Genomic DNA, 26,716 nt, shown 5'->3' with positions numbered 1-26,716 from the left:
CTTCCACTACACGCGCTTCAACACCTGGACGCCGCCGCTGGAGCACGGCATGGAGCCGGGCCGCCACCCCGTCGTCATCGCCGGCGGTGGACCGGTCGGCATGGCGCTCGCGCTCGGCCTGGCCAACCACGGCGCGCGCAGCGTGATCCTCGAAGCCGACGACACCGTCTGCGTCGGCAGCCGCGCCGCCTGCATCTCGCGCCGCAGCCTGGAGATCATCGAGCGCCTCGGCGCGCTGCCGGCCTTCCTGGCCAAGGGCCTGGCATGGACGGGCGGGCGCAGCTTCTACAAGACCGACGAGGTGTTCCGCTTCGAGATGCCGCACGACGACACGCAGAAGCTGCCGCCGATGATCAACCTGGAGCAGTACTACATCGAGCAATATTTGCTCGATGCGATCGTCAGGCGCAATGCGGCGACGCCGGGCCTCATCGACATTCGCTGGGGCACCGAACTCGTGTCGCTCGCACAGGACGATGCCGGCGTGACCGTGCAGGTCCGCAACGCGGAGGGGAGCTACGCGCTGCACGGCCAGTTCCTCGCCGCCTGCGACGGAGGCCAGAGCAGCGTGCGCAAGGCGCTCGGCCTGGAACTGCACGGCACCGGCTACGAAGGCCGCTACGTCATCATCGACATCGAACTCAAGAGCAAGCACCCCACCGAGCGCCGCGCCTGGTTCGACCCGCCGTGGAACCCCGGCTCCACCGTGCTGATGCATCGCCAGCCCGACGACATCTGGCGCATCGACTACCAATTGCGCGCCGGCCAAAGCACCGAGGAGGCGCTCAAGCCCGAGGCCGTGACCGAGTTCGTGCAGCGTCACCTCGAGGCGATCGGCGAAGGCGACCTGCCCTGGCACACGGTCTGGACCTCCGTTTACCGCGCCGGCGCGATGACGCTGGAGAACTATCGCCACGGCCACATCCTGTTCGCCGGCAATGCCGCGCATGCGATGCCGATCTTCGGCGTGCGTGGGCTCAACTCGGGCTTCGACGATGCCGACAACCTCGCGTGGAAGCTGGCGCTGGTCGCCAAGGGCCTGTCGGAGCCTGCCCTGCTGGCCAGCTATTCGGAAGAGCGAATCGCCGCCTTCCACATCAATGCGGAAAGCGCGATGCGCAGCACCGAGTTCATGTCGCCGCCCTCGCGCGGCTTCGACCTACTGCGCGAAGCGGCGCTGTCGCTGTCGGGCAAGCATCGCGAGATTGCGAACCTGATCAATCCGCGCCAGACGCAGGCGGTGCGCTACGACGATTCTGCCCTGTCCAGCGAGAGCGACGACCTGCCCGCCGGCCCGAAGCCAGGCGAGGCGATGCCCGAGCAACAACTCGGTCCCACCTTGCACCTGAGCGACCTCCTGACGAAGCCGGCCTTCACGCTGCTCGTTCTGCAAGCCGCCGGCACCACGGCCGACGCGACGCTCGACATCGAAACCCACAACCTGCCGCTGGTGCGCCACAAGCTGCGCCACACCGACAGCACGGCCGCCGCCTTCGCTGCGCTCGGTGCCGGCGAGGCCGGCGCGGTCTACCTGCTGCGGCCCGACGGCCACGTCGCCGCGCGCTGGCGCCATCCCTCGGCCGACACCATCTCGAAGGCGCTGGCCCGCGCAGCGAACGCCCGCGCCGACATCCTGGAGACGACATGACAACAGCAACCCCCTTGCCCGCCGACGCCCGCGACCGCCTTTACGCCGAATGCGCACACGCCATCAGCGAAGCCGGCGCCGCGCGCGAATCCTTGTTCCTCGCACGCCTCGCCCTGCTCCTGTTCGAGCAGGTCGGCGACGAGACCCGATGCAACCAGGCGCTGGCCGATGCGCTGCATGAACTGCCGATGCCTTCGCTGTCGGAATCCCTTTCCTCTTGACCCCTGATCCTCTCCCGGAGACCGCAACTTGAACATCCAACGCAGAACCCTCCTCACCGGCCTGGCCGCTGCCGGCGCCACCACGCTCGCACCGTGGGCGCACGCGCAGAACTATCCCGACCAGATCATCAAGTGGGTGGTTCCCTATCCGGCTGGCGGCGGCACCGACGTCATCGCCCGCACGCTCGCCGAAGCCATGCGCCCGTCACTGGGCCAGTCCATCGTCATCGACAACCGCCCCGGCGCGTCGACCAACATCGGTGCCGAACTGGTCGCCAAGTCGAAGCCCGACGGCTACACCCTCATGTCGGCCGACAACGCCGTGCTCGCCTTCAACGAGTTCCTCTTCAGCAAGTTGCCCTTCAACCCCGAGAAGGACTTCAGCTACATCGGCGCGATCGGCCGCTTCCCGATGGCGCTGGTGGTCAACCCCGCCTTCCCGGCGAAGGACTTCAAGGAGTTCCTGGCCTATGCCAAGGCCAACCCCGGCAAGCTCAACTACGCCTCGCCAGGCAACGGCTCGCCGCATCACCTCGCGATGGAGATGTTCAAGAACCGCACCGGCACCTTCATCACCCACATCCCGTACCGCGGCGCCGCGCCGGCCATGGCCGACGTGATGGGTGGCCAGGTGCCGTGCATGTTCCTCGACCTGGCCTCGGGCCTGCCGATCATGCAGAGCGGCAAGGTGCGCGTGCTGGCAATCGGCTCGGCGCAGCGCAGCAAGCTGCTGCCCAACGTGCCGACGCTGGCCGAGGTGGGCGTGCCCAACACCGAGGTGTTCGCCTTCCAGGGCGTGCTTGGCCCGGCGGGGATGCCCGCGCCGATCGTGACCCGGCTCAACGCCGAGCTCAACAAGTCCTTCAGCAATCCCGCCGTGCAGAAGCGCTTCGACGACTTCGGCATGGAGCCGCTGCCGGGCACACCGGCGCAATTCCAAGCACTGGCACGCGCCGAGGCCAAGCGCTGGGGGCCGATCATCAAGGCCCAAGGGATTCGGTTGGATTGAAGCTGGGACTTTGAGCCTCTCCCACCTTCGGTGCGGGTCGGGGGGCTGATGGCGATCCCCAAGATCGCCGCGCTGGTGCAGCGGACAACCGATCCGCCGGCAGTGACGGGCCGGCACCGGCGGCCTGTCACTTCAACCGCAAGAACCAGGGGCTTCCATGCGAAGCAGAAAAATGAAAAAACCAGCCTTGGTTTTTTGTTTTCCTGCTGTCAAAGAAAACAACGTCAGCGCCAAGTGGTTGATTTGAAAGAACTAATTCCCAGAAATGGCGTTGTTATCTGCGAGCTCGGATAACAAACCCTGCTCCCCGGATTGCGCTGGCCGCCCATAGGCCATATTCCTTTTTCCTCGGCCTGGAAGCGCCTCGAGCAGCCCCTGCTCGCGCCAGGCGCCAAGCATCTTCGATGCTTTCAACGTGTCGACCTTGGCGATCCTGACCACGTCGGCGTTCGCGATCGAGCCATGAAGATCGATCCAGTTGCTGACTTCATCCCAAGCACTTGGTCGATGGAGGTTCAACAGAGTCACCGTCACGCTTTCGACCGCTGCCTCTGTGCTCTGCCGGTATTGGGGTGGGTACAGCTTGGCTGACGCCATTTCGGCAAACATCATCTTCACGCCCTCGCCGGCGTCGATGTTCGGCGCGAGCGGAAACTCTCGCAGGTTGCTTGCAATCAACGCATTGCGTGACTTGGAGCCGGCCTTCGCGATATTGGCCGGCGTAATGCTGCCCGGCAACAGGCCGGGGCTTTCAACTTCGATCCGGTCGTCGAAGACGCGCACGAAGATGTCGCGGTTCAGGCGGTAGTCGCGATGGATCACCGCATTGACGATCGCCTCCTTGATGACGCGCTCGGGATACAGATGCACGGTCTTGAACCCACTGCCAGACAGCGTAAGGCCATGCGCGAGTTCGTCCAGCAGGACAGAGACTGTCGTATCGATCTGGGTTACCAGCGGCCCGCGAATTGTCTTGGGTTGCTTGCGCAGGTTAGGGGTCGCGCCTGGAACCACGGCCTTGCCGTCATACACCATGAGACGAACATCAGCGCGCGTGTCATGCGCCGCAAGCAAGCTGCCAGGCTCATCCGCGAACAATAGCACCGCCGCGCGCGTCGGTCGCACGATGCCTTCAATCTCCACGGCCAGACCGATGCGAAGCAGCTGTTCGGCAGGTGTGCCGGTACGAAGCCCACGTGCAGCTACAAAGCGTTTCCACGTATCAGTTTGAAGGCGCTCAAGCGAGATGGCGACAGGCTCGGAGGTCGCGCTGCGCACACCGCGTTGGTACGAGAGTTCCGTGACCTCGCTCGCCGACATTTGCCGATTGCTCGCTCCCAGGCGCGTGAAAGTGCCGCTATTCACGATCGAATGAACGCGATCGCTGCGGGCCACCTGAAGCAGGATCACGTGGCCCGCTTGCCCCTTGCAGGGGCCGTTGTGTAGCGAGGTCGGCAAGCGCCGTAGCCGAATTGCTTCAATGGGTGGCTGAAATTCGGTTCGCAACTTGCGTTCCAACTCATCGACGGCCTCGGGATTCTCTTCCTGCCCGAATATTCGGGCATTCCCCTGAAAATCTTTCAGGTCCGCGATTCCAAGCACCAGGAAGCCACCCGCACTATTGGCAAGCGCGCACACGGTCTCCAGTGCTTTGCCCACCATCTTCCCGCTGACACGCTTGAACTCAAGGTCGTGACCCTCTCGCTGGGCAATTAATACATTGAGGATCGCACTCGCCCGCGCCGACAACTTTTCATCTACGGCCATCGTCTACTGCGCGTTCCGGATGGTGGGTTGGCTGACCTGGGTGTCGATCGAATGCGCCAAGTTTGCGACTCTTGTCTCAATCGACACCCTACTTTTCGTAGACCGTCTCCAGCGACCGAAACCCCTTCACCTCGATCGGATTGCCGAACGGGTCGCGGAAGAACATGGTCCATTGCTCGCCGGGCTGGCCTTCGAAGCGCGACTGCGGCTTCAGTACGAACTCCGTCCCGGCCGCCTCGAGCCGATCGGCCATGGCGCGCCAGTCGGGCAATTCCAGTGCGAGGCCGAAGTGCGGCATCGGCACCATCACGTCGCCCACGCGCCCGGTCGGCGCGGTGGCGAAGGGCTCGCCGAGGTGCAGCGAGATCTGGTGGCCGAAGAAGTCGAAGTCGACCCAGGTGTCGGTGCTGCGGCCCTCGGTGCAGCCGAGCAGGCCACCGTAGAAGCGGCGTGCGGCGTCGAGGTCGCGGACGTTGAAGGCAAGGTGAAATATGCTGTGCATCCGCGCAGCATAGCCGCGCCGCACCGACGGAACCACCATGACCCCCGAAGACACCACATCGCCCGACCCCACCACCCGCCTCGTCCATGCGGACCGCCATTTCGGTGTAGAGCAGGGCGGCGTCCACATGGCCATCCATACCTCGGTGCAGTACGGCTACGAACGCGTGGAGGACCTCATCGGCGTGTTCCAGGGCACGCTCAAGGGCAAGTTCAACTACGCGCGCCAAGGGACGCCGACCACCGCCGCGCTGGAATCCAAGATCACGCAACTGGAGGAGGGCGTCGGCACGGTCTGCTTCGCGACCGGCATGGCGGCGGTCACGGCGGTGTTCTTCACGCTGCTGCGCGCGGGCGACCACCTGGTCGCGAGCCGCTACCTGTTCGGCAACACGCTGAGCCTGTTGACCACACTGCAAGGGTTGGGCGTGGGCGTTACGCTGGTCGATCCAACCTCGACGCAGGCCGTGGCCGACGCGGTCACGCCCGCCACGCGCATGGTGTTCGTGGAGACCATCGCCAATCCCGGCACGCAGATCCCCGACCTGGCCGGCATCGGCGAGTTGTGCAAGGAACGCGGCCTGGTCTACGTGGTCGACAACACGATCAGCTCGCCCGCGCTGTTCCTGCCGAAATGCGTGAACGCCAGCCTGTCGATCAACTCGCTGACCAAGACCATCGCCGGCCACGGCAACACGCTGGGCGGCGCGGTGACCGACACCGGCCTGTTCGACTGGACGCGCTACGACAACATCTTCGCCGGCTATCGCCAGGGCGACGTGAAGCAGTGGGGCCTCACGCAGATCCGCAAGAAGGCGTTGCGCGACATGGGCGGCACGCTGAGTTCCGATGCGGCGCATCGCATCTCGGTCGGTGCGGAAACCCTCTCGCTGCGCATCGCGCAGACCAGCGCGACGGCACTTGCGCTCGCGACTTTCCTCGAAAGCCATCCGGCCGTCGCTCGCGTCTACTACCCGATGCTGCCTTCGCATCCGCAGCACCACTTCGCCAAGGAATATTTCAGCGCAGGCTCCTGGCTGTTCTCCTTCGAACTGCGCGATGCCGATACCCTCGTCCCGGTCATCAACAAGCTGCGACTGCCGATCAAGGCCACCGGGCTGGGCGACACCCGCACCCTCATCATTCCCGTGGCACCGACGATCTTCTGGGAAATGGGCGCGGCCAAGCGTGCCGAAGTGGGCGTGGCCGAAGGCCTGATCCGCGTGTCGGTCGGGCTGGAGCGTGCCAGCGATCTCATCGCGGACTTCGAGGCGGCGCTGGCGTGATCGGGCGGCTCCTGCTGGCCGCGGCCTGCGCACTGTTCGCAGCGGCGCCCGCGGGCGCGGTGACGCCAGCGAAGACGCCGCCGATCAAGGAGCCACCGATCGTCTGTCCGCCGCCCCCACAGGTGCCGACCTTCGTGCCCGGCGGTGCCGAGCGCGCGGCCAAGCGTGCGTCCGACCGCGGCGTGCTGTGGCGCATCGAGCGCGACGGTCGCGTCTCGTGGCTCTACGGCACCCTGCACCTCGGCAAGCCGACCTGGCTGTTCCCGGGCCCCAAGGTGACGCAGGCCCTCGAACAGAGCGACACCGTCGCGCTGGAACTGGACCTGAGCGACCCCGAGACCCTGCGCACCTTGCTCTCGCCGCCCGATCCCGGTAGCGCCGCGCGGGTGCTGACATCCGAGCGCCTGCGCCGCATCGAGCGCCAGCGCGCCCTGGCCTGCCTGCCGAGCGAATCGCAACGCAAGCTGCGCCCGGTGATCCAGGTGGCCGCGCTGGGCTCGCTGTCGATGCGCGCGGACGGCCTGTACCCGGAATTCGGCATCGAAGGCGTGCTGGCCGGCATCGCGCGCGGCGCCGGCAAGCCCGTGATCGCGCTGGAAACCGCGGCAGGCCAACTGCGCATGCTCGAAGGCGACTCCGAGGCGGAGCAGGCCGAGGACATCGATGCTTCGCTGGAAGACCTCGAGCGCGGCGAGGCCCGCGCCAGCACCGTCGCGCTGGCCGACGCCTGGGCGCGCAGCGACGCCGCGAGGCTGGAGACCTACTTCCAGTGGTGCAAGTGCGTGGACCGCCCCGACGACAAGCGTCGCATGCGCCGCTACCTCGACGACCGCAACCCCGGCCTGGCCGACGGGATCGCCACACTGCACAAGCTCGGCCAGCGCGTGTTCGGCGCGGTCGGCGCCCTGCACATGATCGGCCCCAATGGCCTGCCCGCCCTGATGGCGGCGCGCGGCTTCACCGTCACACGCGTGGTGCCCGAGCCATAATCCCGGGTTCCATGTTCCGCCTGCTTCGCCACACCCGCTCCCTCGGCCTCGTCGGTCGCGGCGTGCTGCTGTGGTTCATGCTGTCGATGGGCGCGGCCATCGCCTCGCCCATCGTGCATCCGCAGGTGGTGGAACTGGTGTGTTCCAGCGTCGGCGCCATCAAGGTCATCGTGCAGACCGACGATGGTGCGCAGGAACTCGGCGCCAGCCACATGGATTGCCCGCTCTGCGTGCTGACTGGCGCGCCCCCGCCCGCCACGCCGCTGGCCAATCTCCCCGTCATCCAGCCGCTGGGACACGCCGTCCAGTCCATCCCCGCCGCGCGCATTGCCGCGGCCACCCGTGCGCCGCTGCCGGCGCGCGGACCTCCCGCCTTCGCCTGAATTCGATCAGGTTGCAGACGCCCGCGCCGAAAGCGCGGGCGCTGCTGGCCGTCCTGGCCAAGAAGTCCCGGAGGAACCCCTCGATGACAAGAACACGCACCGCCGTGGCAGTCGCCATGGCCTTTTCCGCGCCCGCCTGGGCCGACCATCAACTCGGCGACGACACCAACGCCCGCATGCTCGGCACCATCACCGTGACCGGCGGCCGGCCGACCTCGTTGCCGACCCAGATCCCGACCGTCATCGAAGGCACGACGCGCGAACAGATCGAGGCCACGGTCAACGCCACCGACGCCGAGGACGCGCTCAAGTACCTGCCCAGCCTGGTCGTGCGCAAGCGCTACATCGGCGACTACAACCATGCCGTGCTGGCCACGCGCGCTTCCGGCACCGGCAACAGCGCGCGTTCGATGGTCTTTGCCGATGGCATTCCGCTGTCCAACCTGCTGGGCAACGGCGCGACCTTCGCGCCGCGCTGGGGCATGGTGTCGCCGGAGGAGATCGACCGCGTCGACGTGCTGTACGGGCCGTTCTCGGCCGCCTATCCGGGCAACTCGGTCGGTGCGGTGGTCGACTACGTAACGCGCGTGCCCGACAAGTTCGAGGCGCACATCAAGCTGGGCGGCGCCTACAGCCACTTCGACCAGTACAGCAGCAGTTCGACGCCATCGGCCAACCAGGTCGACATGTCGCTGGGCGGCCGCAACGGCGACTGGTCCTGGTGGCTCAGCGCCAGCCGCATGCACAGCGTGGGCCAGGCGCTGACCTTCGGCAACCGCCTGCTGAGCGCGGGCACCGTCGGCAATGCGGGTACGCCCGTCACCGGCGCGGTCCCCGACCTGAACCCGAGCAATCAGCCCTGGTGGCTGGTCGGCGGCGCGACGATCTACGACACCACCCAGGAGCAGGCCAAGCTCAAGATCGCCTACGACTTCACGCCCACCATCCGTGCCACCTACATCCTGGGCGCCTGGAACAACAGCACCTATGGTTCGGTCGACAGCTACCTGCGCGATCGCAACGGACTGCCGGTATATGGCGGCCGGGTGAACATCGCCGGCCGCGTCTACAACCTCGATTCGCCGAGCCCCGCGCTGGCGCCGACGCAGAACGACATCACGCACACGATGCAGGGCCTGTCGGTCAAGAGCCACACCGGCGGCGTGTTCGACTGGGAGGTGTCGGGCAGCCTCTACGACTATGCCAAGGACACGCTGCGCACGCCCATCGTGTCGACGAACCCGGCCACCGCCGCGCCGTACTGGCTCCCGCTCGGAACACCCCCAAGCGTCTTCGGCGCCCCCGGCCGCACCACCGACATGAACGGCACAGGCTGGAACACGCTCAAGCTCGCCGGCACCTGGCGTCCGACGGGCAGCGCCGAAGGCGTGGGCGCACACGTGGTCGACTTCGGCGCGCAGCAGGACACCGCCAAGCTGCGCACGCAGGTCAGCAACACGGCGGACTGGTTCTCCGGCCCTGCCCTCACGCCCTTCTCGCAGTTCAACGGCAACACGCGGCTGCAGTCGCTCTATGCCCAGGACACCTGGCGCTTCGCCCCCGACTGGAAGACCACGCTCGGCCTGCGCTTCGAGGACTGGAAGGCCTATGGCGGCCAACTGGGCAGTGCCGCCACGCTGCTCGGCTTTCCGGAGCGCCATCAGAACGACATCTCGCCGAAGGCCGCCATCGCATGGCAAGCCAACGGTGACTGGCTGCTCAAGGCCTCCGTCGGCCGCGCCGTCCGCTACCCCACGGTCAGCGAGCTCTACCAAGGCCAGATCCTCGGCAACACGATCATCAACAATAACCCGTTGCTGAAGCCGGAAAAGTCCTGGACCACCGAGCTGACCGCCGAGCGCGACACCCGCAACTGGGGCGTCGACGGCCTGCTGCGCGCCACGCTGTTCTTCGAGCGCACCCAGGACGCGCTCTACAGCCAGACCTCCGCCAACAACATCACGACGATCCAGAACGTCGATGCCATCCGCACCAAGGGACTGGAGCTGGCGTTCAACGGCTATGACGTCGGCATCAAGGGCCTGGAACTGGGCGGCAGCCTCACGCTGGCCGATTCGGAGATCACCGCCAACACCGGCTTCCCCGCCAGCGTCGGCAAGCAGCAACCCCGCGTGCCGCGCGTGCGCGCCGCATTGCTGGCCACGTACAGGCCCGATGCCAACTGGTCCTACACCTTCGGCGCCCGCTACAGCGGCACGCAATACGGCACGCTGGACAACAGCGACCCCAACGGCGCAACCTACACCGGTTTCAGCAAGTACTTCGTCACGGACATCCGCGTGCGCTACCGCATCGACCGCCAGTGGAGCGCCGCCGTCGGCATCGACAACTTGAACAACGACAAGTACTGGGCCTTCCACCCGTACCCGCAACGCACCTTCGTCGCCGAACTGAAGTTCGACCTCTGACATTCGCAAAGGCCATCATGAACACCACCGTCACCCTCAAGACCCTCGCCGCCGTCGCGGCCTTCGCCGGCACCTCGGCATCCTTCGCGCACATCACCCTGCCACCGGGCGGCGCCACTGCCGGTAGCGACTACGAAGCCGCCTTCCGCGTCGGCCATGCCTGCGCTGGCGCCAAGGCCACCACCGGCGTGACCGTGCGCCTGCCCAAGGGCTTCACCCTGTCCGATGCGCAGGCGCGCAAGGGCTGGAAGCTCGACGTGCGCAAGTCCGGCGACGCCGAAGTGCGCTGGACCGCCGACAGCGCCGACACCGCATTGCCCACCGCCGAGCGCACCGAATTCATCCTGCGCGGCAAGCTCACCGCCACGCCGGGCCCGCTCTACTTCAAGGTGCTGCAGACCTGCGACAACGGCAGCGCCGACTGGGCCCAACTGCCCACCGGCGCCGCGGGCGAAAAGCTCGAATACCCGGCCGCCCGACTGGACGTGCTCGCACCCGGCGTGGCCGCCGTCGATGTCAAGGACGCCTGGGTGCGCCCGGCCGTGCCCGGCCAGAGCGGCACCGGCGCCTTCATGAAGCTCAGCGCACCCTCGGGCGCGCGCCTGGTCGGCGTGCAGACGCCCGTGGCCGGCGTTGCCGAAGTCCACGAGATGAAGATGGAAGGCGACATGATGAAGATGCGCGCCGTGGCCGGCGGCCTCGAGTTGCCCGCGCGCCAGACCGTCGAACTCAAGCCCGGCGGCTACCACCTCATGCTGATGGACCTGAAGCAGCCGGTGACCGCTGGCGGCGTCGCGCCCATGACCTTGCAGTTCGAGGATGCCAAGGGCGTGAAGAGCAGCCTCACGCTGCAGGTGCCTGTGGGCATGCCGCCCGGCGGCGCCGGCGCGGATGCAGGGGCGCACAACCATACGCATACGCGCTGACCCCCGGCCAAATCGCGCTTTGCTTGGAGTAAGCTGCCAGCACACAAGAAAACCTCTCCAGGAGATGCCCTCATGAGCGACGCAGGCAAGCCCTTCAACTTCGGCAGCTTCGTGCCCGGTTTCGACTTTCTCAAGAATCTCGCCGCCGGCAGCGCAAGCAGTGCGTCCGCCGCCGTACCCGGATTGCAAGGCCTCGCGAGTTGGGTCGCACCCACGCTGAGCGTCGAGGAAGTCGACAAGCGCATCCGGGAACTGAAGACGGTCCAGTTCTGGCTCGAGCAGAACCTCACCGCGCTCAAGGCCACGATCCAGGCGCTCGAAGTCCAGAAGATGACGCTGTCGACCCTGCGCGGGATGAACGTGCGCATGGAAGACCTGGCCAGCTCGTTCACGCGCGCCGCCTCGATGACCCCCTCGATGACGCCGCCGCCCCCGCCGGCCGCCCCGGCGCCTGCCCCGGAGCCCGCGCCTGAGCCCGAGGAGGCGTACGAGGAGGAAGAGGAAGAAGAGGTCGAGGCGGAGGAGGTCGAGGAAGAAGCGGAAGCCCCGGCCCCCGCCAGGAGCGCGAAAGCCGGCAAGGCCAAGGCGGCCAAGGAATCGACCGCCGGCGTCGTCGACCCGTTGCAATGGTGGGGCGCGCTCACGCAGCAGTTCGAACAGATCGCCAGCAGCGCGTTGCGCGAGGCTGCCAACATCAAGGTGCCCACGCCGCTCCAGTCGACCGTCGACCTGGCCACCGGCGCGGCGAAGAAGGTGGTCGCGAGCGCCGGCAAGACCGCCGCGCCGAAGAAGGCCGCCACCAAGACCAAGGCTGCGGGCAAGAAGGCCGCGGCTCCTGCAAAGCGTGGCTCGGCGGGTGCCAAGCGCGCTGCTGCCCCGAAGAGACGCTGAAGCCGCGCGCGTCGCGGCCCGGAGATCGGCCCGAGGATGCTCAGCGGCAAGGAGCAATGACATGAAGCTCTTTCCATCCGGTCACGCGACCCACCCCCAATGGCGCATGGCGGCCGGCCTCGTGCTGGCCCAGCTGCGCGCGCAAATGGCCCTGGGCGACTATGCCCAGTCGCCGACGCTCGGCCTTCTCTACATCACCGACCACTACAGCGCCGAGGCGCAGGACATCCTCGACCACCTCGGCGCCGAATTGCCCGAGGTCACCGACTGGGCCGGCACCGTCGGCGTCGGCGTCTCGGCGAACAACGCCGAGTACTTCGACGAGCCCGCCTTGAGCGTGATGCTTTGCGAATTGCCCAGCGACCAGTACCGCGTGTTCTCCGGCGTGTCGCCGTTGGCCGGCTCCGAGATGGCCGGCTTCGAGGCGCACACCGCGCTGGTGCATGCCGACCCCGAGACGCCCGACCTGCCCGACCTCATCGGCGACCTCGCGGTACGCACCGACACCGGCTACCTGTTCGGCGGCCTCTCCTCAGGCCGCGCCGGCTCGCTCCAGTTCGCGATCAGCGGCAACGGCAACATCAAGGGCCACGGCGCGGCCGGCGGCGTGTTCAGTGGCGGCCTGTCCGGCGTGGTGTTCGGCCAGGGCGTGCGCGTGGTGTCGCGCGTCACGCAAGGCTGCCAGCCGCTGGGCGGCGGCGCCGGCCGCGAGCGCGAGATCACCAACGCCGATGGCAACGTGATCTTCATGCTCGACGGCGAACCGGCGCTGGACGTGCTGCTGGCCGAACTCGCCGTCTCGCTGGACCAGCCGCAGGAGGCCATCGACGCGGTGCGCGCGACGCTGGTCGGCCTGGTGGACGCTGGCAGCGACGGCGTGCGTCGTACCGGCGATCTCGGCGCCGACGTGGTGGTGCGCCACATCATCGGCCTCGACCCGACGCGCCGCGGCATCGCGATTGCCGACCATGTCGAGGCAGGCATGCGCATGAGCTTCTGCCGCCGCAATGCCCAGGCCGCACGGGCCGACCTGATGCGCATCTGCGCCGAGATCCGCGAGGAACTCGAACCCGAGGAGCAAACGCTGGAAACCGCCACTGCCATCGCGGCCGGCGAGGCCGATGCCGCACCGCATCCGGCGCGCGGCATTGCGGGCGCGGTATATGTCAGTTGCTCAGGACGCGGGGGGCCGCACTTCGGCGCGCCAGGCGCGGAGTTGCAGATCGTGCGACACGCCCTTGGCGACGTGCCGCTGGTCGGATTCTTTGCCGCCGGTGAAATCGCCCGGCACCACCTGTATGGCTACACCGGCGTGCTGACCGTCTTCACGACGGAGTAGACCTGGCGCCGGTTCAGCGACGCAGGCGCGTGAACCCTTCGAACTCCCAGTTCCGCATCCCCAGCACCAGCGTGTACCCCTCCAGGTCTTTCGGCGCCAGCTTCTGGTCCGTCTGGTGCTGTTGCGCAAAGTCCTGCGCCACGCGCTGCAAGCGCTCGCGGAACGAAGGCGCCAGTGCGCGGCTCACGGTGCCATGCACCAGCATCAGCCCCTCGGCCTGCCCGTCGAAGCCGCCGCGGAAGTAGTCCAGCACCACATGGTCGCGGAAGAACTCCATGAACGGCCCGTTCGGCCGCCAGCGAAAGGTCTTGGCCAGCTTGAGCCGATAGCGGTTCATCGACTTCAACTCGATGATGCCGATGCGATCCAGTTGCGCGAAGCAACTGATGCATTCGGCCTCCGTGATGCGATAGGCGCTGGTGATCTGCTCCAGCGTCCACTGGCTCAGCACGTTGATGGCCACCAGCAGCAGCTTCTTGTCCTTGACCACGGCCTTTTCCTGCTCGTGCGTCAGCTCCTTGATGAGCGGCTGCGCATCGGCCACCCGGCGCGCCAGTTCGGCGAAGTCGATCTTCAGCGCGCGGCAGATCGCATCCACCCGCGACAGCGGCATGTCGCCCTTGGCCAGCATGCGCTTGACGCTGGATTCGGCCATGTCCAGGGACCGCGCCAGGTCGGCGTAGGTCATCTTGGCGTTCTTGAGTTCGGCCTTCAGGGCGAGGACCAGGTCGACAGTCGTGCTCATTGCTCGGTGTTTGGTATAGGAATCTGGTACTGAAAGGAGTGTGAAAATGCTCCGTATCAATTTTCGATGCCCCGGGGCCGGTTGCCAACCTAAATTGCGCGCCTCAGCCACCCAACCCCGGAGCTTGTCATGCACCTACCCACCCTCAGCCGACGCGAACGCGGACTTCTATCCGTCTTTCTCCTGCTCCTGCTGGTGGCGATCTTCGCCCCCGCCTTGACGGGCGCGGAAGCCGGCGCGTCGGTGTTTGCCGACGACCGCGCTTGGCACCAGTTGCCCAATGCAATGGACGTGCTGAGCAACCTGCCCTTCCTGGCGATCGGCCTGTGGGGCCTGCGGTGGCTGCACCAACTCGATCGCTCGAACGACCCGGCGGCTTCTGTGGCGCAGGAACCACATGCCAATGCACTCGACTGCGCCTGGATCTTCTTTGCCGGCCTGGTGGCCTGTGCCGCGGGCTCGACTTTCTATCACCTGCAACCCGACGTGCTCCGGCTGGCCGCCGACCGGGCCGGCATGGCCATCGCGTTCGCCGGGCTGATCGGCCTCGCCGCCTGCGAAAAGGTGAGCCCGCGCGCCGGCTGGGTGGCCGCATGGGCCACCCTGGCATCAGGCTTGCTCGCGGTGGCGGCATGGCACGAATCCGGCAACGTCACCCCCTGGGCAGTGGTCCAGTTCGGTGGCATGGCGCTGGTGCTCACGCTGGCGTTGGCCAAGCCGATGCCCCATGCCATCGGGCTCAAGCTGGGCTGGGTCATCTTCTTCTACGCGATCGCCAAGCTGTTCGAACTGGGCGACCATGCCGTTTACGAGGCGACGCATCACCTGATTTCCGGTCACACGTTGAAACATTTCACGGCTGCGCTGGCCGGCTTGCCGGTGTTGATGGCATTGCAGTCTGTGGGAACGCGAACCCTGCGGCACAATCCGGGCGCTGCCGTCTCGACGGCCTGAGGAGCCCGGAAGGGACATTCGCATGACCACATCCGTCGCTACCGCCCATTCCCCCGGAACCGCTGAGCCGGAAGCTCACGCCAACCAGTTCGCGCTGCTCGGCCAGCGCCGCTTCGCTCCCTTCTTCTGGACCCAGTTCTCGGGCGCCGCGAACGACAACCTGTTCAAGTTCGCCTTCACCGTGATGGTGACCTACCAGTTGCAACTGAGCTGGATGCCGCCCGCGATGGCGGGCCTGGCGATCGGCGCGCTGTTCATCCTGCCCTTCCTGCTGTTCTCGGCCACGGCCGGGCAACTCACCGACAAGCTCGACAAGACGAAGATCATCCGCTTCGTCAAGAACTTCGAGATCGCGATCATGCTGCTCGCGGCCTGGGGCTTCATCCGGGCCGATGCCGTCGTGCTGCTGGGCTGCGTGTTCCTCATGGGCCTGCATTCCACGCTGTTCGGCCCGGTCAAGTTCGCGCTGCTGCCGCAGGTGCTCGATTCGCGCGAGCTGACCGGCGGCAACGGCATGGTGGAGATGGGGACCTTCGTGGCGATCCTGCTCGGCCAGGTCGCGGGGGGGCTGCTGGTTGCGATCCCGGGCATCGGCCACACGACGGTGGCGGTGGGGTGCGTGCTGCTGGCGCTGGTCGGCCGGGGCGTCGCGCAGGCCATTCCGGCGGCGCCCGCCACCGACCCGAATCTGGTCATCAACTGGAATCCGGTCAGCGAGACCTGGCGCAACCTGAAGCTGGCGCACGGCAACATCGTGGTGTTCCGCTCGCTGCTGGGCATCAGCTGGATGTGGTTCTTCGGCGCGACCTTCCTCAGCCAGTTCCCGAGCTTCGCCAAGGACGTGCTGCACGGCGACGCGCATGTGGCCTCGCTGCTGCTGGTGGTGTTCTCGGTCGGTATCGGCGTGGGCTCGCTGCTGTGCGAGACGCTGTCGCGGCGGCAGGTGGAGATCGGCCTGGTGCCGCTGGGCGCGATCGGCATGAGCGTGTTCGCGATCGACTTGTATTTTGCTTCGCGCGCGTTGCCGCCGGTCGCGGAGATGGGGCTGGGCACCTTCATGCACATGCATGAGAACTGGCGCGTGCTGGCCGACCTGGGGCTGCTCTCCCTGTTCGCCGGCCTCTACAGCGTGCCGATGTATGCGCTGATCCAGTTGCGCAGCCAGCCGACGCACCGCGCCCGCATCATCGCGGCCAACAACATCATGAATGCGCTGTTCATGATCGGCAGCTCGGTCATCGCCGGCGCGCTGCTGAAGGCCGGCTTCACCATTCCGCAGATCTTCCTGTTCACTGGCATCGCCAATGCGCTGGTGGCCGCCTACATCTTCCTGCTGGTGCCGGAGTACCTGCTGCGCTTCGTGTCGTGGGTGCTGTCGCACTTCATCTACCGCTTCAAGGTGCGCGGCGAGCAGAACATTCCCGGCGACGGCGCGGCGGTGCTGGTCTGCAACCACGTCAGCATGGTCGATGCGGTGCTGCTGATGGCCGCCAGCCCGCGTCCGATCCGCTTCATCATGGACCACCAGATCTTCAAGGTGCCGGTGCTCGGCTGGCTGTTCAAGCTGGCCAAGGCAATCCCGATCGCGCCGCAGAAGGACGACCCGGTGGCCTACGACCGGGCCTTCGACCAGGCGGCGCAGGTGCTGCGCGAAGGTGACCTGCTGGCCATCTTCCCGGAGGGTGCGCTCACGCGTGACGGCGAGATGGCACCCTTCAAGGGCGGCGTGGTGAAGATCGTCGAGCGCGCGCGAACGGAGGGCATCGAGGTGCCGGTGATTCCGATGGCGCTCAGCAATCTCTGGGGCTCCTTCTTCAGCCGCGTCGAACAGCGCGGCGGCAAACCCATCGCGATGGCCAAGCCATTTCGCCGTGGTTTCTTCAGCAGCGTGGGCCTGCATGTGGGCCCTGCCGTGGCGGCGGCGGACGTGCAGCCTGACGTACTCCAGCAACGCGTTCGCACGCTGCTCGCCACCTGATGGGGTTCCTGCGCGATCTGGTCTGGGCGTTCATCGAGCGCATTCCGCAATCGTATTGGCTGGCGCTGACCTGGCTGGGTGACAGCGGCCTGCTGTTGCCCGCCGCGGCCTCGGTCACGCTGTGGCTTTCGCTTTCGCGCCGCACCTGGCCGACCGCGCGCTTGTGGGTGGTGCTGTTCGGCACGACGGGCTTTGTCGTCATGTGCTCCAAGCTGGCCTTCCTGGGCTGGGGCATTGGCAGCGCGCGTTTCAACTTCACCGGTTTCAGCGGGCACACCTCGCTGTCGGGCAGTGTCTGGCCGGTGGTGTTCTGGTTGATGGCGTCGCGACGCACCCATCGCGTGCGGGTTGCGGCGGCGTTCGCGGGCTGGGGGCTGGCGTTTGCCATTGGTGTGTCGCGCCTCGCGCTGTTCGCGCACTCGGCGTCTGAAGTGATCACCGGCTTGGTGCTGGGTGTCGCGACCAGTGCGGCCTTCCTTCTCTTGCAGGAAGGGCGGCCGCACTCGCGCATTCCGGCCTACCTCGTCGCGCTGGGCCTGCTGCTGCCGTTGACCATGCTGTCGCCTGGCACGCCGGCGCCCACGCAAAGCATGCTCGAAGTCATTGCGATGTGGCTGGCCGACACGGATCAGGTGTACACGCGCGAGCACTTGTTGCAGGGCCATTCGGCGGCGTTGCATCGCCTGAATCCAGGCGAATAGGCAATCCCTGCACACGGTATCGAAGCGCGATACCTCCGGCGCAGCGCCTCGCCACTGGTGCAGTTATTCGAGGCCTTTGAAGTGCATGCGGAACAACATCCGCACACCTTCACTACGCCGCGAGGCTCTCATGACTCTCCTCCCGTTCCACCGGTTCCACAAGTCCGTCGCGACGCTGGCAGCAGCCGCGTGCTTGTCCCTTGCGACCCTGGCTGCACCCATGCAGGCCCACGCACAGAGCGAAGCCTCGCTGGCCCTTTCGATGCTGCCGGTCGCCTCCGTGGTCGGCACCGCTTCGGTGGCCAGCACGGCGGCTGCCGCAGTGGTCGCTGTGCCGGCTGCGCTGTCGGTCGGCGGCGCGGTGCTCACGGTGGTGGCCGTGGAGGCCTCGGTGGACGGCACCATCTACCTGCTCGAACGCGCCGCCGACGGCGCGCGTGCCAGCGTCAAGGTGGCCAGCCGTGCAGTGGGAGGCGCATCGGTGGTGGTGGGCAGCACGGTGGTCGTCACGGTGATGGCCAGTGGCGTGATCCTGTCGGCGGCGGGCGAAGTGCTGGCCTTTGTGCCGAATGCGCTCGGGCGGGCCCTTCTGTACAACGAGCGGATGAGCTGACGTGGCCTCGCGTTCAATGTCCATGCGTCTCGTCAACGCAGTCGCGATGGCGGTTGTCACCGTCGTCGTGGGCATGCTCCCGCTGCATGCCCATGCCGGCCGCTCGTGCGAAACGCGCAAGCCGACCGCAGAAGTCATCACCAAGGGCATGCAGCTGGCCGAACGCACGTCGGCGGCGCTGGACGCCAGTGGCGCCCGCGTGGTGTTGCTGGCCCGGGCCGGGCAGGACCTGCAACGCTATCGCTTGCAGTATTCGCACCTCGGCCTGGCCTACAAGACGAACGACGGCGCCTGGCGCGTGGTGCACAAGCTGAACCAGTGCGGTACCGCTGTCGCATCGCTCTATCGCCAGGGCCTTGGCGAGTTCTTCCTGGACGACCTCTGGCACTACGAAGCCGCCTGGGAAATCCCGACGCCCGCCGTGCAGGCGCAACTGCTGGCGCTGCTGCAAGGTCCCTCGGCCGGCATCGTGCGACTGAATACGCCGGCCTACAGCATCGTGAGCTATGCATGGGGGCAGAAGTACCAGCAGTCGAACCAGTGGGCCATCGAGACGATGGCCGCGGCGATGGAGCCCGCCACCATCCGCAACCGCGCGCAGGCGCAGGCCTGGTTGCAGTTCAAGGGCTACGAGCCGACGACCCTGCGGCTTGGCGCGTTGACGCGGCTCGGTGGGCGACTCAGTTCGGCCAACGTGGCCTTCGACGACCACCCCAACGAAAAGCGCTTCAGCGATCGCATCGAGACGGTCAGCGTGGATTCGGTGTTCGCCTGGTTGCCGCGGGCCGGACTCGCCTCGCAGCCGGTGCGGCTGAAGCTTTGAACATTCATCACGTGAGGAGAACATGAGCAAGTCATTGCGTTTGTCTGAGAAATGGTTTCGCCGGGGCCTTTGGCTGGTGGCCCTGGTGTTCGCGGGCTTCCTGATCGGGCTCGGCGGAACGCTGGTGGGCGACCTGCCGAAAGTCGAGCGGCAATCGACGACCGAGGACTTCATCGACAAGGCCGCGGCCGAACCCTTGCGCGCGGCGATCACCGAAGCGCAGCGCGCCGGCCAGGAGGCGCGGCGCGACCTGGACCAGGCCGAACTTCAACTGCAGGCCGCGTCGCAAGTCAGCCAAAACGCACGCGAGACCTTCTCCAACTGGCTCGCCACGCGCCGCGCCACGCAGCAGCCGGACCAGGACGCCGAGCTCATCGCTCGCACCAAGGCGCTGGATGCTTTCAAGGCGAAGGTGGATGCCGAGCAACGCAGCGTGGACGCGCAGCGCAAGGTTGCGCTGGATGCGCGCCAGGCGCTGGAGCGCGCGCAGCAGAAGCTGTTCGTGCTCGAAGACGATGCACGCGAGAAACTGCGTGCCGAATACCGACGTGTCGAGTTGCGGGTGTTCGGCTACCGGCTGGCGCTCACGCTGCCCTTGCTGGTGGTGGCGGGTTGGCTGTTCGTGAAGAAGCGCAAGGGCACGTACTGGCCCTTCGTGTGGGGTTTCATCTTTTTTGCGCTGTTCGCGTTCTTCGTCGAACTGGTGCCGTACCTGCCGAGCTATGGCGGCTATGTGCGCTACATCGTGGGCATTGTCATCACGGTGCTGGTGGGGCGCTATGCGATCCTGGCGCTGAACCGCTATCTCGCGCGACAGAAGCTGGCGGAGGCGCAGCCCGACCAGGTGCGGCGTGAAGAGCTGAGCTACGACACGGCACTGGCACGCCTGGCCAAGAGCGTGTGCCCAGGTTGCGAGCGGCCGGTGGACCTGAAGAACACGACGATCGACTTCTGCCCGCACTGCGGTATCGGCTTGATCGACAGTTGCAAGGTTTGCGACACGCGCAAGAGTGCGTTCTCGCGCTTCTGCCATGGTTGCGGCACTGCGGCGCATGGAAAGGAGCCGCCGCCATCACATCCCGTCACATCCGTGCCGGCCATCGCGTGATAGAACCTTGGTTTGCACGCAAAGGCGGGCAATCCGAGCCGGGGGCGTTCCGCCCCACGGTGCCTCAACCGCGTTGACCAACCATTTCCGGGGAATCCATCCATGAGCATTTTCGGCAGCATCTTTTCCAAGATCTTTCCATCCGCCAAGGCCGCGGAAGCACCGGCACCCGCGCCTGTCGCAGCAGCGCCAACGCCGGGCGCACCGCCCGCACCCGCCGTTCCCGCGCCGCCGCCTGCGATCTCGCTGGGTGACGTTCCGGCCATCCTCGATGCGATGCCCGGGGCCGCCAACCTCAATTGGCGTACCTCGATCGTCGACCTGATGAAACTGCTCGGCCTCGATAGCAGCCTGGCCGCACGCAAGGAACTCGCGGCCGAACTGAGCTACGCGGAAGACACCAGCGACAGCGCCAAGATGAACATCTGGCTGCATCGGCAGGTGATGACCAAGCTGGCCGCCAACGGCGGAACCGTGCCGGCTGAATTGCGCGATTGATCGCAGCGGACTGACGCTGCGACGTCGATGCCCGGTTCGCCTTGTGCGATCCGGGCTTTTTTGTGCGCGCGGCGGGCTACACGCCGCGCGCCCGTTCGGCCTTGAAGCGGGCGCGGAAGGCGGTGAACTCGCCGGCCTCCAGCGAGGCGCGGATCTCCGCCATCAGGTTCAGGTAGTAATGCAGGTTGTGGATGGTCGTGAGCATCGGGCCCAGCATCTCGCCGCAGCGATCCAGGTGATGCAGGTAGGCGCGGCTGAAGCCTTCGCGGCCGCCATCGTTCCATGACACGCCCGAGGTGCCCGCGCAGGCATGGCAGGTGCAACTGGGGTCGATCGGTTGCGGGTCGCTCTTGTGGCGGGCATTGCGCATTTTGAGGTCGCCGAAGCGGGTGAACAGCGTGCCGTTGCGCGCATTGCGCGTGGGCATGACGCAGTCGAACATGTCGACGCCGTCGGCCACGCCCTGCACCAGGTCTTCCGGCGTGCCGACGCCCATCAGGTAGCGCGGCTTGTGCGCGGGCAGCTTGTGCGGCGTGTGGGACATGATGCGCAACATCTCGTCCTTGGGCTCGCCCACGCTCACGCCGCCGATCGCGTAGCCGGGGAAGTCCAGGTCGACCAGCTGCGCGAGCGACTCTTCACGCAGGTTCTCGAACATGCCGCCTTGCACGATGCCGAACAGCGCGTTCGGGTTTTCAAGCCGCGCGAATTCATGCTGGCAGCGCTTGGCCCAGCGCAGGCTCAGCTCCATCGAGGTGCGTGCTTCGCGCTCGGTGGTGACGTGGCCCTTGGTGTCGTAGGGCGTGCATTCGTCGAACTGCATGACGATGTCGCTGTTGAGGATGGTCTGGATCTGCATCGAGACCTCGGGCGTGAGGAACAGCTTGTCGCCGTTCACCGGCGACGCGAACTTCACGCCTTCCTCGCTGATCTTGCGCATCGCACCGAGCGACCACACCTGGAAGCCGCCCGAGTCGGTGAGGATGGGCTTGTCCCATTTCTCGAACTGGTGCAGGCCACCGAAGCTGGCCATCACGTCGAGGCCGGGACGCATCCACAGGTGAAAGGTGTTGCCGAGAATGATCTGCGCACCCATCTCGTCTAGGCTGCGCGGCATCACGCCCTTGACGGTGCCGTAGGTGCCGACGGGCATGAAGATCGGCGTCTGCACCACGCCGTGGTTGAGCGTGAGCGTGGCGCGGCGGGCATGGCTGTCCGGGTCGGTCTTGAGCAGATCGAATTTCAGGCGCGGCAAGGTGGTCGTGTCGGTCATGGCTTGGTTCCAGGCGTGCGAGCCGGCGCGTCGGCGGGCATCGCAGGTGATTGCGGCAGCAGCATGAGGATGCTGCGGTTGAAGTCTTCCACCACCAGCAACCGGCCCTGGCGGTCGACGGTGATGCCGGTGGGCTTGCCCATCGGGCGCACGCCGTCCTTGGGCGTCCAGCCTGCGAGCCAGTCGATAGGTTTGCCGGCTGGCAGGCCGCGTGCATCGAGCTTGAATCCGACGATGCGGTGGCCCGGTGGTTGGTGGCCGCGCCAGGCGACGAGCAACTGGCCGGCGAAAAGCGTGCCGGGCGGACCGACCATCATCTGCAACGGCGCTGCGTGGGCCGGCCAGAGCATCAGGGGTGCGTCGGTGCCGCGGCAGTCGAAGCGCCTGTTGTCGTAGCCCTGGGCAGCCTGCTGCTTGCCGACGCAATAGGGCCAGCCGTAGTCGTGGCCGGCCTTGAGCAGGTTGAGTTCTTCGGGCGGCTGGGCAGGCGATTCGTAGTCGATCGAGTTCTCGCCTTGCAGCAGGGTGCCCTTGGCCGGGCCGTCAGGCAGGACGGTCAAGGCCACCGAGTTGCGCAAGCCGATAGCGAAGGGCTTGAAGCTTTGCAGCCGATAGTCCGCGCCGCCCAAGATGGCTTCATGGACGGCAGCACGCGGCTTCGCGCCCTCGCGCTCCGGACAAGGCGCCGGATATTGCTTCGCGCTGTCCTTGCAAGCATCGGTCTCGGAGCCGAGGTTCACAAAGAGGCTGACCTGCTGCTTGCCCGATGTGACGGGACCGAAGGCCAGCTCCTTGAGCGGATGGGTGCCTTCCTTCGGCAGGCCGTCGATCACGGTTTCTGCCTGCAATGCACCGCCCGGCGAAGGAATCGGCGTGCGCCAGATGCGACCCGCTTCGCCGACGTACACCTTGCCGTCCGGCCCCAGCGCCAGGCCCAGGGGGCGGTCGAATTTTTCGGCCATGACTTTCAGGCTCGCGCGCCGCGGCGGATTGCCCTCGGTGGGCAGCGTCATTCCAGCAAGCGTCCGCGATCCGGCTCCCATGAGCCCATGTCGATGACCCAATAGCGGTTCGGCGAGACTTCCAGGATGCGGCGCGGCGCACGCAGGCCCTGGGCCTCGTCGGCGAGCAGGGCCACGCACAGGCCGGGTGGCGTCGCGATGTCGAGGCGGGCGTAGTCGCCGCACAGCGATGAGCTCGTGTAGCCGCGCGCACTGGCCCCTGTCGGCAGCAATGCGCCGAGGATGAAGGCGGCCATGAAGGGTGAGGGCACTCGCATGATCGAGATGGTCAGCAGGTGCTTCCCCGTGCCAGCAGCATCGCGTCGCCGTAACTGAAGAAGCGATAGCGTTCGCGGATCGCATGCGCGTAGAGCGCCATGACCCGCGTGTAGCCCGCGAAGGCGCTGACCAACATCATCAGCGTGCTCTTGGGCAGGTGGAAGTTGGTGATGAGCAGGTCGACGTGCGCGAAGGCAAATCCTGGCGTGATGAAGATGCGCGTGTCGCCGGTGGCCTCGCCGCTCTTCGCCCACGACTCGAGCGTGCGAACGGTCGTGGTGCCGACCGCGACCACGCGTCCGCCGCGGGCCTTGCAATCGGCGATCGCTTGTTGCGTCGCTTCGGGCACCTCATAGCGCTCGGCATGCATCTCGTGCTCGGCGATGTTCTCGACCTTCACCGGCTGGAAGGTGCCGGCGCCGACATGCAGCGTGACGTTGGCGCGCTGCACGCCGCGTGCATCCAGTTCGGCCAGCAGGCCTTCGTCGAAGTGGAGCGCGGCGGTCGGTGCGGCCACCGCGCCGGGCACGCGTGCGAACACGGTCTGGTAGCGGCTCTCGTCCTCGGCTGAGTCGGTGTGCGTGATGTAGGGCGGCAGCGGGACATGGCCGCAGCGGCTCATCAACGCGTAGGGGTCTTCGCCCGCATCGCTTTCGAAGGCGAAGTGGAACAGCGCGCCGTTGGCATCGGGCCAGCGCCCGATCAATGTGGCGCGAAAGCCGCCGACCATCTGCAGCACGGTGCCGATCGGCGGCTTCTTGCTGACCTTCATGTGGGCCACGACTTCATGCCCGGTCAAGACGCGTTCGACCAGCAGTTCAAGCTTGCCGCCGGTCGGCTTCTCGCCGAAGAGGCGCGCCTTGACCACGCGCGTGTCGTTGAACACCAGCAGGTCGCCCGTGCGCAGCAGCGAGGGCAGGGTCTTGAAGATGCGGTCGATCGGCTCGGGGCCGGTGCCATCCAGCAACCTGGAAGAGGTGCGTTCGGAAGCGGGGTGTTGTGCCACCAACTCGGGCGGCAGGTGGAAATCGAAATCGGAGAGGGTGAAGTTGCGCATGCGCTTGAGGGTTGGACGAACCCGTGCCAAGTGGGAGGGCAGAATTGTCCCATGCCCGTCGCCGCCAAGTCCGCCGCCACCCCGTTGCCTGCCGCCGCACCGCCGGGCTCCGGCCTGAGTGCCGTGCAACGTGCCCTGCGCAAGCTCGGCCTGCTGCGCGACATCGACTTCGCGCTCTACCTGCCGATGCGCTACGAGGACGAGACGCGCATCGTGCGCCTGGTCGACACGCGCGAAGGCGACCTGGCGCAGGTCGAGGGCGTGGTGGTCGCGAGCGAAGTGACCTACCGGCCGCGCCGCCAGTTGCTTGTCACGCTCGATGACGGCAGCGAGACCTGCATCCTGCGCTTCTTCAATTTCTATCCGTCGCAACAGAAGCAGCTCGAAGTCGGCGCGCGCGTCCGTGTGCGCGGCGAGATGAAAGGCGGCTTCCTGGGCCGGCAGATGATGCAGCCCAATGTCAAGGCCGCGGGCACCGAACTGCCGCAGGCGCTGACGCCGGTCTACTCCACCATCGCCGGCTTGGCGCAGCCGGTGTTGCGGCGCGAGGTGCGCTCCGGGCTCGCGCGTGCGGTGCTGGACGAGACCGTTCCGCACCAGCACCTGCCGCATCGCGCGTGGCCTCTGCGCGATGCGCTGACCTTCCTGCACTACCCGACGCCCGACGTGGCCATGGCCACGCTGGAAGACCACACCCACCCCGCCTGGCAACGGCTCAAGGCCGAGGAACTGCTGGCGCAACAACTCTCGCAACTGCAGGCCCGCCGAGAGCGTGCCTCCCAGCGTGCACCGCAGCTCGACGCCGTCCAGTCGCCCACGTCGCTCCATGCGCAGTTGCTGGCCGTGCTGCCCTTTGCCCTGACCGGCGCACAGGCCCGCGTGGGCCAGGAGATCGCCCGCGACCTGACGCGCACGGTGCCGATGCACCGGCTGCTGCAAGGCGATGTCGGCTCCGGCAAGACCGTGGTGGCCGCGCTCGCCGCCGCGCTGTGCATCGACGCGGGCCATCAATGCGCGCTGATGGCGCCGACCGAGATCCTCGCCTCGCAGCACTTCGGCAAGCTGGTCGGCTGGCTCGATCCGCTGCTGCTCGAACGCGGCATGCGCGTGGCCTGGCTCACTGGCAGCCAGAAGAAGAAGGAACGCGACACGATGTCCGCCGCCGTCGAGAGCGGCGAGGCGGCGCTGGTCATTGGCACGCACGCCGTCATCTCGGAGAAGGTCCGCTTCAAGAACCTTGCGCTGGCCATCATCGACGAGCAGCATCGCTTCGGCGTGGCCCAGCGGCTGGCGCTGCGCGGCAAGGCGGTCGAGGGCCAGGAGCCGCACCTGCTGATGATGAGCGCCACCCCGATCCCGCGCACGCTCGCGATGAGCTACTACGCCGACCTCGACGTGTCCACGCTTGACGAACTGCCGCCCGGGCGCACGCCGATCGTGACCAAGGTCGTGGCCGACCACCGGCGCGACGAAGTCATCGCACGCATCCAGGCGCAACTGGAGCAGGGTCGGCAGGTCTACTGGGTCTGCCCGCTGATCGAGGAGAGCGAGGCCGTGGACCTGCGCAACGCCACCGAGACGCGCGATGAACTGGCCGGGACACTGGGCGAGGGCGCGAAGGTCGGCCTGCTGCATTCGCGCATGCCCACGGCCGAGAAGCAGGCCGTGATGGAGTCCTTCACCAAGGGTGAGATGCAGGTGCTGGTCAGCACCACGGTGATCGAGGTCGGCGTCGATGTGCCCAATGCGTCGCTCATGGTGATCGAGCATGCCGAGCGCTTCGGCCTCTCGCAGCTGCACCAGTTGCGCGGTCGCGTGGGGCGCGGCGCCGCGGCGTCTGCGTGCGTGCTGCTCTACGCGCCCAACGAAGGCGGCCGCGTCGGCGAGGCGGCCCGCGCGCGGCTCAAGGCCATGGCCGAGACCAGCGACGGCTTCGAGATCGCCCGACGCGACCTGGAGATCCGCGGCCCCGGCGAATTCCTCGGCGTCCGCCAATCCGGTGCGCCGCTGCTGCGCTTTGCCGATCTCACGCAGGACGCGCTGCTGCTCGACTGGGCGCGCGAACTCGCGCCTCGCATGCTGGACCAGCACCCCGAGTTGGCACAGCGGCACGTCGATCGCTGGCTGGGCAGCAAGTCGGAATACCTCAAAGCCTGAAAGAGCGGACTTGACCGGACGCGAAGGTCGCGAAGATACGCAAAGGCCGCGAAAGGAATACCAAGTAATTCTTTCGGCTGTTCTTTCGCGTCCTCTGTTTGCGGCTGTCCAAATTCCGGCCTCCGGGCCCTGCGCATAAT

At 66.9% G+C, this 26,716-nt stretch carries 25 protein-coding genes; 18 read left to right on the top strand and 7 right to left on the bottom strand.

Features of this window, described 5'->3' with window-relative positions:
- Nucleotides 1-49 precede the first annotated feature (49 nt).
- The 3 genes from WKW79_RS10645 to WKW79_RS10635 are packed head-to-tail and all read left to right on the top strand — an operon-like array spanning nucleotide 50 to nucleotide 2,878.
- On the top strand, nucleotides 50-1,648 hold the full coding sequence (locus WKW79_RS10645; protein WP_422823867.1) for an FAD-dependent monooxygenase: 1,599 nt from the start codon (nucleotides 50-52) through the stop codon (nucleotides 1,646-1,648).
- On the top strand, nucleotides 1,645-1,869 hold the full coding sequence (locus WKW79_RS10640) for a hypothetical protein (RefSeq protein ID WP_340335101.1): 225 nt from the start codon (nucleotides 1,645-1,647) through the stop codon (nucleotides 1,867-1,869). The genes WKW79_RS10645 and WKW79_RS10640 overlap by 4 nt, the downstream gene beginning before the upstream one ends.
- A 34-nt stretch (nucleotides 1,870-1,903) precedes the next feature.
- The gene (locus WKW79_RS10635; protein WP_340335189.1) at nucleotides 1,904-2,878 is read left to right on the top strand and encodes a Bug family tripartite tricarboxylate transporter substrate binding protein; all 975 of its coding nucleotides are present in this window, start codon (nucleotides 1,904-1,906) and stop codon (nucleotides 2,876-2,878) included.
- Between the two features lie 252 nt (nucleotides 2,879-3,130).
- Here the strand turns inward: WKW79_RS10635 and WKW79_RS10630 are convergent, their stop codons facing one another.
- The gene (locus tag WKW79_RS10630; RefSeq protein ID WP_340335100.1) at nucleotides 3,131-4,645 is read right to left on the bottom strand and encodes an ATP-binding protein; all 1,515 of its coding nucleotides are present in this window, start codon (nucleotides 4,643-4,645) and stop codon (nucleotides 3,131-3,133) included.
- Between the two features lie 88 nt (nucleotides 4,646-4,733).
- Nucleotides 4,734-5,147 carry a VOC family protein gene (locus WKW79_RS10625; protein WP_340335099.1) on the bottom strand — a complete coding sequence of 138 codons (414 nt, stop codon included), beginning with the start codon at nucleotides 5,145-5,147 and terminating at the stop codon, nucleotides 4,734-4,736.
- Nucleotides 5,148-5,184: 37 nt separating this feature from the next.
- Here WKW79_RS10625 and WKW79_RS10620 point away from each other — a divergent pair, with 37 nt between their 5' ends.
- The 7 genes from WKW79_RS10620 (at nucleotide 5,185) to WKW79_RS10590 (ending at nucleotide 13,389) form a co-directional block, all read left to right on the top strand.
- A complete protein-coding gene (locus WKW79_RS10620) occupies nucleotides 5,185-6,432 on the top strand; it encodes a cystathionine gamma-synthase family protein (RefSeq protein ID WP_340335098.1) in 1,248 nt (415 codons plus the stop codon).
- The gene (locus WKW79_RS10615) at nucleotides 6,429-7,421 is read left to right on the top strand and encodes a TraB/GumN family protein (RefSeq protein ID WP_340335097.1); all 993 of its coding nucleotides are present in this window, start codon (nucleotides 6,429-6,431) and stop codon (nucleotides 7,419-7,421) included. Before WKW79_RS10620 ends, WKW79_RS10615 begins: the two co-directional genes overlap by 4 nt.
- Nucleotides 7,422-7,432: 11 nt before the next feature.
- On the top strand, nucleotides 7,433-7,804 hold the full coding sequence (locus WKW79_RS10610) for a DUF2946 family protein (RefSeq protein ID WP_340335096.1): 372 nt from the start codon (nucleotides 7,433-7,435) through the stop codon (nucleotides 7,802-7,804).
- An 83-nt stretch (nucleotides 7,805-7,887) separates the two neighbouring features.
- A complete protein-coding gene (locus WKW79_RS10605; RefSeq protein ID WP_340335095.1) occupies nucleotides 7,888-10,233 on the top strand; it encodes a TonB-dependent receptor in 2,346 nt (781 codons plus the stop codon).
- 17 nt (nucleotides 10,234-10,250) lie between these two features.
- Nucleotides 10,251-11,159, top strand: a complete 909-nt coding sequence (locus WKW79_RS10600) for a copper chaperone PCu(A)C domain-containing protein (RefSeq protein ID WP_340335094.1) — start codon at nucleotides 10,251-10,253, stop codon at nucleotides 11,157-11,159.
- Between the two features lie 72 nt (nucleotides 11,160-11,231).
- A complete protein-coding gene (locus WKW79_RS10595; RefSeq protein ID WP_340335093.1) occupies nucleotides 11,232-12,050 on the top strand; it encodes a PhaM family polyhydroxyalkanoate granule multifunctional regulatory protein in 819 nt (272 codons plus the stop codon).
- Nucleotides 12,051-12,111: 61 nt separating this feature from the next.
- Complete coding sequence (locus WKW79_RS10590; RefSeq protein ID WP_340335092.1) at nucleotides 12,112-13,389, top strand: FIST signal transduction protein; 1,278 nt, start codon at nucleotides 12,112-12,114, stop codon at nucleotides 13,387-13,389.
- Nucleotides 13,390-13,402: 13 nt separating this feature from the next.
- On the opposite strand, the gene WKW79_RS10585 is transcribed toward WKW79_RS10590, so the two are convergent.
- Nucleotides 13,403-14,134, bottom strand: a complete 732-nt coding sequence (locus tag WKW79_RS10585) for a helix-turn-helix domain-containing protein (RefSeq protein ID WP_340335091.1) — start codon at nucleotides 14,132-14,134, stop codon at nucleotides 13,403-13,405.
- Nucleotides 14,135-14,263: 129 nt separating this feature from the next.
- On the opposite strand from WKW79_RS10585, the gene WKW79_RS10580 reads away from it, so the two are divergent.
- The 7 genes from WKW79_RS10580 (at nucleotide 14,264) to WKW79_RS10550 (ending at nucleotide 20,809) form a co-directional block, all read left to right on the top strand.
- A complete protein-coding gene (locus WKW79_RS10580) occupies nucleotides 14,264-15,088 on the top strand; it encodes a hypothetical protein (protein ID WP_340335090.1) in 825 nt (274 codons plus the stop codon).
- Nucleotides 15,089-15,110: 22 nt separating this feature from the next.
- Nucleotides 15,111-17,066: an MFS transporter gene (locus tag WKW79_RS10575; RefSeq protein ID WP_340335089.1), complete on the top strand. Its 1,956-nt coding sequence runs from the start codon at nucleotides 15,111-15,113 to the stop codon at nucleotides 17,064-17,066.
- Nucleotides 17,066-17,767: a phosphatase PAP2 family protein gene (locus WKW79_RS10570; RefSeq protein ID WP_340335088.1), complete on the top strand. Its 702-nt coding sequence runs from the start codon at nucleotides 17,066-17,068 to the stop codon at nucleotides 17,765-17,767. Before WKW79_RS10575 ends, WKW79_RS10570 begins: the two co-directional genes overlap by 1 nt.
- Before the next feature lie 130 nt (nucleotides 17,768-17,897).
- Complete coding sequence (locus WKW79_RS10565; RefSeq protein WP_422823861.1) at nucleotides 17,898-18,380, top strand: hypothetical protein; 483 nt, start codon at nucleotides 17,898-17,900, stop codon at nucleotides 18,378-18,380.
- A 16-nt stretch (nucleotides 18,381-18,396) separates the two neighbouring features.
- Entirely contained in the window at nucleotides 18,397-19,203 is an 807-nt protein-coding gene (locus tag WKW79_RS10560; RefSeq protein ID WP_422823860.1) for a DUF2145 domain-containing protein, read from the top strand.
- Between the two features lie 22 nt (nucleotides 19,204-19,225).
- A complete protein-coding gene (locus WKW79_RS10555) occupies nucleotides 19,226-20,311 on the top strand; it encodes a serine endopeptidase (RefSeq protein ID WP_340335087.1) in 1,086 nt (361 codons plus the stop codon).
- Nucleotides 20,312-20,413: 102 nt separating this feature from the next.
- Nucleotides 20,414-20,809: a DUF3597 domain-containing protein gene (locus tag WKW79_RS10550; protein ID WP_340335086.1), complete on the top strand. Its 396-nt coding sequence runs from the start codon at nucleotides 20,414-20,416 to the stop codon at nucleotides 20,807-20,809.
- A 76-nt stretch (nucleotides 20,810-20,885) separates the two neighbouring features.
- On the opposite strand, the gene tgt is transcribed toward WKW79_RS10550, so the two are convergent.
- Genes tgt through queA form a run of 4 tightly spaced genes read right to left on the bottom strand, consistent with a single transcriptional unit; the run spans nucleotide 20,886 to nucleotide 24,419 of the window.
- On the bottom strand, nucleotides 20,886-22,082 hold the full coding sequence (gene tgt, locus WKW79_RS10545) for a tRNA guanosine(34) transglycosylase Tgt (RefSeq protein ID WP_340335085.1): 1,197 nt from the start codon (nucleotides 22,080-22,082) through the stop codon (nucleotides 20,886-20,888).
- Nucleotides 22,079-23,095 (bottom strand): PQQ-dependent sugar dehydrogenase, encoded by a 1,017-nt coding sequence (locus WKW79_RS10540; protein WP_340335084.1) that lies wholly within the window; start codon nucleotides 23,093-23,095, stop codon nucleotides 22,079-22,081. Before WKW79_RS10540 ends, tgt begins: the two co-directional genes overlap by 4 nt.
- A complete protein-coding gene (locus tag WKW79_RS10535) occupies nucleotides 23,092-23,355 on the bottom strand; it encodes a hypothetical protein (RefSeq protein ID WP_340335083.1) in 264 nt (87 codons plus the stop codon). Before WKW79_RS10535 ends, WKW79_RS10540 begins: the two co-directional genes overlap by 4 nt.
- Nucleotides 23,356-23,372: 17 nt before the next feature.
- Entirely contained in the window at nucleotides 23,373-24,419 is a 1,047-nt protein-coding gene (gene queA / locus WKW79_RS10530; protein ID WP_340335082.1) for a tRNA preQ1(34) S-adenosylmethionine ribosyltransferase-isomerase QueA, read from the bottom strand.
- 51 nt (nucleotides 24,420-24,470) lie between these two features.
- Between queA and recG the strand changes: the two genes are divergently transcribed.
- On the top strand, nucleotides 24,471-26,576 hold the full coding sequence (gene recG, locus WKW79_RS10525) for an ATP-dependent DNA helicase RecG (RefSeq protein ID WP_340335081.1): 2,106 nt from the start codon (nucleotides 24,471-24,473) through the stop codon (nucleotides 26,574-26,576).
- Nucleotides 26,577-26,716: the final 140 nt, after the last annotated feature.

The organism is Variovorax robiniae, from assembly GCF_037889955.1.
Taxonomy (GTDB): domain Bacteria; phylum Pseudomonadota; class Gammaproteobacteria; order Burkholderiales; family Burkholderiaceae_C; genus Variovorax; species Variovorax robiniae.
Note: the sequence above shows the minus strand (reverse complement) of the source record. Positions and strands in the feature narration are given on the sequence as shown.

Bases quoted from the DNA above. Each gene is read 5' to 3' on its own strand.
- WKW79_RS10645 (WP_422823867.1), top strand. From the start codon at position 50: ATGGAGCCGGGCCGCCACCCCGTCGTCATCGCCGGCGGTGGACCGGTC.
- WKW79_RS10640 (WP_340335101.1), top strand. From the start codon at position 1,645: ATGACAACAGCAACCCCCTTGCCCGCCGACGCCCGCGACCGCCTTTAC.
- WKW79_RS10630 (WP_340335100.1), bottom strand. From the start codon at position 4,645: ATGGCCGTAGATGAAAAGTTGTCGGCGCGGGCGAGTGCGATCCTCAAT.
- WKW79_RS10625 (WP_340335099.1), bottom strand. From the start codon at position 5,147: ATGCACAGCATATTTCACCTTGCCTTCAACGTCCGCGACCTCGACGCC.
- WKW79_RS10620 (WP_340335098.1), top strand. From the start codon at position 5,185: ATGACCCCCGAAGACACCACATCGCCCGACCCCACCACCCGCCTCGTC.
- WKW79_RS10610 (WP_340335096.1), top strand. From the start codon at position 7,433: ATGTTCCGCCTGCTTCGCCACACCCGCTCCCTCGGCCTCGTCGGTCGC.
- WKW79_RS10605 (WP_340335095.1), top strand. From the start codon at position 7,888: ATGACAAGAACACGCACCGCCGTGGCAGTCGCCATGGCCTTTTCCGCG.
- WKW79_RS10600 (WP_340335094.1), top strand. From the start codon at position 10,251: ATGAACACCACCGTCACCCTCAAGACCCTCGCCGCCGTCGCGGCCTTC.
- WKW79_RS10595 (WP_340335093.1), top strand. From the start codon at position 11,232: ATGAGCGACGCAGGCAAGCCCTTCAACTTCGGCAGCTTCGTGCCCGGT.
- WKW79_RS10590 (WP_340335092.1), top strand. From the start codon at position 12,112: ATGAAGCTCTTTCCATCCGGTCACGCGACCCACCCCCAATGGCGCATG.
- WKW79_RS10585 (WP_340335091.1), bottom strand. From the start codon at position 14,134: ATGAGCACGACTGTCGACCTGGTCCTCGCCCTGAAGGCCGAACTCAAG.
- WKW79_RS10580 (WP_340335090.1), top strand. From the start codon at position 14,264: ATGCACCTACCCACCCTCAGCCGACGCGAACGCGGACTTCTATCCGTC.
- WKW79_RS10575 (WP_340335089.1), top strand. From the start codon at position 15,111: ATGACCACATCCGTCGCTACCGCCCATTCCCCCGGAACCGCTGAGCCG.
- WKW79_RS10570 (WP_340335088.1), top strand. From the start codon at position 17,066: ATGGGGTTCCTGCGCGATCTGGTCTGGGCGTTCATCGAGCGCATTCCG.
- WKW79_RS10565 (WP_422823861.1), top strand. From the start codon at position 17,898: ATGACTCTCCTCCCGTTCCACCGGTTCCACAAGTCCGTCGCGACGCTG.
- WKW79_RS10560 (WP_422823860.1), top strand. From the start codon at position 18,397: ATGTCCATGCGTCTCGTCAACGCAGTCGCGATGGCGGTTGTCACCGTC.
- WKW79_RS10555 (WP_340335087.1), top strand. From the start codon at position 19,226: ATGAGCAAGTCATTGCGTTTGTCTGAGAAATGGTTTCGCCGGGGCCTT.
- WKW79_RS10550 (WP_340335086.1), top strand. From the start codon at position 20,414: ATGAGCATTTTCGGCAGCATCTTTTCCAAGATCTTTCCATCCGCCAAG.
- tgt (WP_340335085.1), bottom strand. From the start codon at position 22,082: ATGACCGACACGACCACCTTGCCGCGCCTGAAATTCGATCTGCTCAAG.
- WKW79_RS10540 (WP_340335084.1), bottom strand. From the start codon at position 23,095: ATGACGCTGCCCACCGAGGGCAATCCGCCGCGGCGCGCGAGCCTGAAA.
- queA (WP_340335082.1), bottom strand. From the start codon at position 24,419: ATGCGCAACTTCACCCTCTCCGATTTCGATTTCCACCTGCCGCCCGAG.
- recG (WP_340335081.1), top strand. From the start codon at position 24,471: ATGCCCGTCGCCGCCAAGTCCGCCGCCACCCCGTTGCCTGCCGCCGCA.